Consider the following 6,504-nt stretch of genomic DNA (forward strand, 5'->3'; position numbering starts at 1 on the left):
CGGCGGGGGCGCGGTCTGGTTCGGCATGCGCCGCCGCGGCTGAGCCCCGGCCGGCCGGAGTTCCGGGCCCGGTGATCAGTCCAGTACGGCGATCTCGGCCGCGTCGAACTCCACTCCGACCAGGGCGCCGGGCTCGGGGGCGTCCCGCAGGGCGCAGGCCGCCTCCAGCCGCGGGCCGTCCGCCGGCTGGAGGTGGACGGCCACGTGGGAGCCCTTGAACGTGCGGGCGGTCACCGTGCAGGACAGGCCCTGGTCGGCGGGGACCAGCCGGACCCCGGCCGGGCGGACCAGGACCGTACGGCTGCCCTGCGCCGAGCCGTCGGGCACCGGCAGTTTGCCCCAGGGGCTGTCGGCGGCCGTACCGGCGACGGTCGCCGGCACCACGTTCTCGAAGCCGAGGAAGCGGGCCACGAACGCGTCGGCGGGCCGCTGCCACACCTCGACGGGCGTCCCGGACTGCGCGATCCGCCCGTCCCGCATCACCACCACCCGGTCGGCCAGCGCGAACGCCTCCCCCTGGTCGTGGGTCACGGCGAGCACGGTCGTGCCCAGCCGGCCGAACAGCTCCCGCAGTTCCACCACGAGGCGTTCGCGCAGCGAGCGGTCGAGCTGGCCGAGCGGCTCGTCCAGCATGAGCAGCCGGGGCCGGGGGGCGAGCGCCCGGGCGAGGGCCACGCGCTGCTGCTCGCCGCCGGACAGGGCGGCCACGGCCCGCCGCTCGGCCCCCGGCAGACCGACCAGGTCCAGCAACCGGGCCACCTCGGCGTCCCGTTCGCGCCGGCCGACGCCGTGCATCCGCAGCCCGAAGGCCACGTTGGCGCCGACGTCCCGCTGCGGGAAGAGCTGGTGGTCCTGGAACATCAGGCCTACGTCGCGCCGGTGCGCGGGCACCCCGTTCTGGTCCCGGCCGTCCAGCAGCACCCGCCCGAAGTCCAGGGGCTGGAGTCCGGCGACCGCCCTGAGCAGCGTCGACTTCCCGCTGCCGCTGGGCCCGAGCACGCACACCACCTCGTGCTCGGCGACCTCGAGGCCGACCCGGTCCAGGGCGTCCCGCCCGCCGAAGCGCACGGTCGCGGCATCCAGGCTCAGCAGCATCTAGAACTCCCCCGTCCGGTCGGTGCGCAGCCGCTCCAGGACGAGCAGCGCGACGGCGCACACCACCATCAGAATGGTCGAAAGGGCCATCGCCTGGCCGTAGTTGAGATCGCCGGGGCGGCTGAGCAGCCGGGCCACGGCGACCGGCAGGGTGGGGTTGTCGGGCCGGGCGATGAACACGGTCGCCCCGAACTCGCCGAGCGACACGGCGAACGCGAAACCGGCCGCGACCAGCAGCGCCCTGCGTACCAGCGGCAGGTCCACCTCCCGCCACACCCGCCAGGGCGAGGCCCCGAGCACGGCGGCGGCCTCCCTGAGGCGTGCGTCCACCGCGCGCAGCACGGGCAGCATGGTGCGGACGACGAAGGGGGCGCCGACGAGGGCCTGGGCGAGCGGCACCAGGATCCAGGACTGGCGCAGGTCCAGCGGCGGTTCGTCGAGGGCGATCAGGAAGCCGAAGCCGACGGTGACGGCGGAGACGCCGAGCGGCAGCATCAGCAGCGCGTCGAAGCCCCGTACCAGCCGTCCGGCGTCGCGGCGGGCCAGCGCGGCGGCGGCGAGGCCGCCGATCACGACGGCTATGGCGGTGGCGGCGACGGCGTACTGGAGCGAGGTCCACACCGCGTGCACGGGCGCCACCAGGAACGTACCGCCGTCCGCGTCGGTCAGCGCCCGGTAATAACCGAAGCCGGGTGCGTCCAGGGAGCGGCGGACGAGGACGCCGAGCGGCAGCACCAGCAGCAGGGCGACGGTGGCGAGGACGGCGGCGAGCAGCGCCCACTGCCCGGCCCCGCGCGGCCGGCGGGCGGTGACGGAGGCGTCGACCAGGCGCAGCGCGGTCTCCCGCCGCCGTACCGTCCAGGCGTGCACGGCGAGGATCGCGCCGACGGCGGCGAACTGGACGAGGGTGAGGACGGCGGCCGTGGACAGGTCGAAGGTCTCGGAGGTCTGCCGGTAGATCTCCACCTCGACGGTGGAGAAGGTGGGGCCGCCGAGGATCTGGACCACGCCGAAGGAGGTGAAGGTGAACAGGAACACCATCAGGGCGGCGGCGGCCACGGCGGGCCCGAGCGCCGGCAGGGTGACCCGGCGCCAGGCCGTGAACGGCGAGGCGCCGAGCATGCGCGCGGCCTCCTCCTGCCGGGGGTCGAGCTGGGCCCACAGCCCGCCGACGGTGCGGACGACGACCGCGTAGTTGAAGAAGACGTGGGCGAGCAGGATCGCCCACACCGTGGTGTCCAGCCGTACCCCCCACAGCTCGTCCAGCAGACCGCCCCGCCCGACCAGGGCCAGGAAGGCGCTGCCGGCGACGACGGTCGGCAGCACGAACGGCACCGTGACGACGGCCCGCAGCACGTGTCTGCCGGGGAAGTCGAGGCGGGCGAAGACATAGGCGGCGGGCAGGGCGAGCAGCAGGGTGAGCGCGGTCGAGGCGAGCGCCTGCCAGGTGGTGAACCACAGCACGTGCCGGATGTCGGGGCGGGTGACGACGTCCGCGATCCGGCCGAGGTGCCAGGCGCCGTCCGTCTTCAGCCCGCGGGTGACGATCGCGGCGACGGGCCAGGCGAAGAACAGCGCGAAGAACGCGACGGGCAGGGCCAGCAGCCCGAGCCGCGCCGCGCTCCCGCGCCGGCCGCGCGCCTTGGCGGTCACTTCAGTACGAGCGACGTCCACGAGGAGACCCACTGGTCGCGGTTGGCGGCGATCTTGTCGGGGGCCAGGGTCTCGGGGTCCTTGGCGGCCGGACCGTACTCGGTGAAGTCGGCGGGCACGGCGGCTCCCTCCACGACCGGGTAGACGAACATGTTCAGCGGCATGTCCTGCTGGAACTCCCGGGTGAGCAGGAAGTCGAGGAACGCCTTGCCGCCCTCGGGGTTCTTCGCGTGGCTCAGCAGCCCGGCGTACTCGGTCTGCCGGAAGCAGGTGCCGTACGCCACCCCGGTCGGGGCGGTGGCGGGCCGCTTCTTGGCGTAGATCACCTCGGCGGGCGGGGAGGAGGCGTACGACACCGCCAGCGGCCGGTCGCCGCCGGCCTTCCTGCCCTCGGAGGAGCCGGAGAACTCCTGGTAGTAGGCCTGTTCCCAGCCGTCGACGACCTTGACGCCGTTGGCCTTGAGCTTCTTCCAGTACTCCGGCCAGCCCTGGTCGCCGAACTTCGCGGCGCTGCCGAGCAGGAAGCCGAGGCCCGGCGAGGAGGTGGCCGCGTTCTCGGTGACGAGGAGGTTCTTGTACGCGGGCTTGGCGAGGTCGGCGAAGGACTGCGGCGGGGTCAGCTTGTGGGCGCTGAACCAGGCCTTGTCGTAGTTGACGCAGATGTCGCCGGTGTCGACGGGGGTGACGCGGTGCTTGTCCTGGTCGACGCGGTTCTCCGGCCGGACGGAGCCGGCGCCCTTCGGCTCGTAGGGCTGGAACAGCCCGTTGTCCAGGGCGCGGGAGAGCAGGGTGTTGTCGACGCCGAAGAAGACGTCGCCCTGCGGGTTGTCCTTGGTCAGGATGGCCTTGTTGACGGCCTGCCCGGCGTCGCCGTCCTTGAGGACCCTGAGCTTGTACCCGGACCGCTTCTCGAAGTCCTTGACGACGCTCTTGGAGACGTTCCACGAGTCGTGGCTGACGAGGGTGACGGTCTTGGGGTCCGAGGAGGACCCGGAGTCCGTCGCACCGCACGCGGACAGCGCGAGCAGGCCGAGCCCCGCCGTCACGGCCACGAGGGTCTTGTTGTGCACTGGATGTCCTCCTGGGGGTGGGCCAGGAAGAGACGCGGCCCTGCCCGGACCGCCGCGCGGGCGGCCCGGGCAGGGCGCAACAGCTTGAGTGATGACCGAACTTCCTACCCAGAATGACCTGGGCGAGGTTCAGAGGGTCTGCGGCCCGGTTGCCGCACTCTCAGCGCTGTGGCGCTCCCCTGTCGGAATATGAAGGTATGTGGACCCGGTCAGATTACCGCTCGGTGGCCGCGAGCTGACCACAGGCTCCGTCGATCTCCTGACCACGGGTGTCCCGGATGGTGACGGCCACACCATGGGCCGCGATGGCCTCCACGAACGCCTTCTCGTCCTCCGGCCGGGACGCCGTCCACTTCGACCCGGGGGTGGGGTTGAGCGGGATGAGGTTGACGTGCACGGGCTTGCCCTTGAGCAGCCGGCCGAGCCGGTCACCGCGCCACGCCTGGTCGTTGATGTCCCGGATCAGCGCGTACTCGATGGACAGCCGGCGACCCGACTTCTCGGTGTACTCGAATCCGGCGTCCAGCACCTCGCGCACCTTCCACCGCGTGTTCACGGGCACGAGGGTGTCGCGCAGTTCGTCGTCGGGGGCGTGCAGGGAGATCGCCAGCCGGCACTTGAAGCCCTCGTCGGCGAACCGGTGGATGGCCGGCACCAGGCCGACGGTGGAGACGGTGATCCCGCGCTGGGAGAGCCCGAGCCCGTCCGGGGCCGGGTCGGTGAGCGCCCGGATGGCCCCGACGACCCGGTTGTAGTTGGCGAGCGGCTCGCCCATCCCCATGAAGACGATGTTGGACAGCCGCGCGGGGCCGCCGGGCACCTCGCCGTCGCGCAGCGCCCGCATGCCGTCCACGATCTGGTGGACGATCTCCGCGGTCGACAGGTTGCGGTCCAGCCCCGCCTGCCCGGTCGCGCAGAACGGGCAGTTCATACCGCAGCCGGCCTGCGAGCTGATGCACATGGTCACCCGGTCCGGGTAGCGCATCAGCACCGACTCCACCAGCGTGCCGTCGAACAGCCGCCACAGCGTCTTGCGGGTGGTGCCCTCGTCGGTGGACAGATGGCGGACGACGGTCATCAGCTCCGGGAACAGCGCTTCTCGGAGCTTGGCGCGCGAACCGGCGGGGATGTCGGTCCACTGCTCCGGGTCGTGCGCGTACCGCGCGAAGTAGTGCTGCGAGAGCTGCTTGGCACGGAACGGCTTCTCACCGATCCCGGCCACCGCTTCCTTGCGCTCGGCGGGCGTGAGGTCGGCGAGATGCCGCGGCGGCTTCTTGGCTCCGCGCGGCGCGACGAAAGTGAGTTCTCCGGGCTTAGGCATGGCGTTACCAGTGTCGCAGATCCAACCGGGTGACCCGGAAAGCCCGCTCTCACCAGGTCACCGGCAGGGTCCTCGGGCCGCGGATCAGGCCCCGGCGCTGGAACTCGACCTCCCCGGGCGGGACGGCCAGGCGGAGGGCGGGGAAGCGGGTGAGGACGGCGCCGATCACGACCTCGGCCTCCATCCGGGCCATGACGGCGGCCAGGCAGTGGTGCGGGCCGTGGCCGAAGGCCAGGTGGGCGGGGTGGTCCCGGTCGAAGTCCAGGACGTCCGGGCCGGGGAACGCGCGGGGATCGCGGTTCGCGGCCAGGTAGGCGTTGTAGACCACGTCACCGGCGCGGATCAGCCGGCCGCCGACCTCGACGTCCTCGGTGGCGATCCGGGGGATGCCGACGCCGTTGCGGTGCGGGACGTAGCGGAACAGCTCCTCCACGGCCCGGGGCAGCAGCTCCGGCTCGCGGCGCAGCCGGTCCAGGTGCGCGGGGTGGGTGAGCAGCGCGTACATCATCGAGCCGCTGTTGTTGCGGACCGCGTGGCCGCCGCTGACCTGGACGGCGATCGCGAGGGAGACCGCCTCGTCGTCGGTGATCTCGCCCTCCGCGGCGGCCCGCGCCAGCACCCCGGCCAGGTCCTCGCGCGGTTCCTCGCGGCGGCGCCGGAGCAGTCCCGCGATCAGCTCCCGGATCTCGCCCGCCGCCTCCCGGGCGCGTTCCGCGGACTCCGCGCCCGCCGACAGCAGGGCCTCACCGGTCGCGGCCCAGTCCCGCCGGTCCTCCTCGGCCACGCCGAGGAAGTCACGGAGCACGGCGAGCGGGAACGGGCCGTGCAGGTGCTCCATGAGGTCGGCCGGGGCGCCGGCGCGTGCCATCCCGTCCAGCAGCTCGGCGGCCCTGCGCTCGGCGAGCGGACGCAGCCGCCGCATGCTCCGCCTGGTGAACGCGCGGGCGACGACCCGGCGCAACCGGGTGTGCCGGGGCGGGTCGACGTACTGCAGGCCGGCCGTCTGCGAGGCGACCGGCACCGGGCGCATGGCGGTGACCTCGCGGCCGACGACCTGTGCCCGGGAGAAGCGCGGGTCGGAGGTGACGAACCGGACGTCCTCGTACCGGGTCACCAGCCAGGCCCAGCCCTCGCCGAACGGCAGCCTGATCCGGGCGACCGGCTCGGCGCGCACCAGCTCGTCCAGGAACGGATCGGGATCGAGCGCGGGCAGATCGTCCACGGGCCAGAACCGCACCGGAGGTAAAGGGGCCGGGGAGGCTGGAGATGCGGGCGTGAGGGCGGGGCCCGGGCGGCCGGACGGGCACGCCATGCATTCTTTGCACACAACTCACGCGCGGTGAGGCACGCCTGACCCTACGTCGC

Annotated in this window: 5 protein-coding genes and 1 riboswitch; all 5 genes read right to left on the reverse strand. The window is 73.0% G+C overall.

All coding sequences use genetic code 11. The annotated features are described in order from the left end of the window. Window positions 1–75 precede the first annotated feature (75 nt). The 5 genes from H5J33_RS19430 to H5J33_RS19450 all read right to left on the reverse strand — a co-directional run bounded on the left by H5J33_RS19430 (window position 76) and on the right by H5J33_RS19450 (window position 6,361). Entirely contained in the window at window positions 76–1,095 is a 1,020-nt protein-coding gene (locus H5J33_RS19430) for an ABC transporter ATP-binding protein (protein WP_181796201.1), read from the reverse strand. Beyond that, the gene (locus tag H5J33_RS19435; RefSeq protein ID WP_181796205.1) at window positions 1,096–2,697 is read right to left on the reverse strand and encodes an iron ABC transporter permease; all 1,602 of its coding nucleotides are present in this window, start codon (window positions 2,695–2,697) and stop codon (window positions 1,096–1,098) included. 47 nt (window positions 2,698–2,744) lie between these two features. After that, a complete protein-coding gene (locus H5J33_RS19440) occupies window positions 2,745–3,818 on the reverse strand; it encodes a thiamine ABC transporter substrate binding subunit (protein ID WP_181796202.1) in 1,074 nt (357 codons plus the stop codon). A gap of 83 nt (window positions 3,819–3,901) precedes the next feature. After that, window positions 3,902–4,009, reverse strand: a riboswitch (TPP riboswitch). A gap of 23 nt (window positions 4,010–4,032) precedes the next feature. Beyond that, on the reverse strand, window positions 4,033–5,139 hold the full coding sequence (gene rlmN, locus H5J33_RS19445; protein WP_181796203.1) for a 23S rRNA (adenine(2503)-C(2))-methyltransferase RlmN: 1,107 nt from the start codon (window positions 5,137–5,139) through the stop codon (window positions 4,033–4,035). Window positions 5,140–5,188: 49 nt separating this feature from the next. After that, window positions 5,189–6,361: a cytochrome P450 gene (locus tag H5J33_RS19450; protein ID WP_309485442.1), complete on the reverse strand. Its 1,173-nt coding sequence runs from the start codon at window positions 6,359–6,361 to the stop codon at window positions 5,189–5,191. Window positions 6,362–6,504: the final 143 nt, after the last annotated feature.

This window comes from Streptomyces sp. WELS2, assembly GCF_013870595.1.
GTDB lineage: Bacteria > Actinomycetota > Actinomycetes > Streptomycetales > Streptomycetaceae > Streptomyces.

Excerpts from the sequence above, each read along its gene's own strand:
- H5J33_RS19430 (WP_181796201.1), bottom strand. The coding sequence starts at position 1,095 with ATGCTGCTGAGCCTGGATGCCGCGACCGTGCGCTTCGGCGGGCGGGAC.
- rlmN (WP_181796203.1), bottom strand. The coding sequence starts at position 5,139 with ATGCCTAAGCCCGGAGAACTCACTTTCGTCGCGCCGCGCGGAGCCAAG.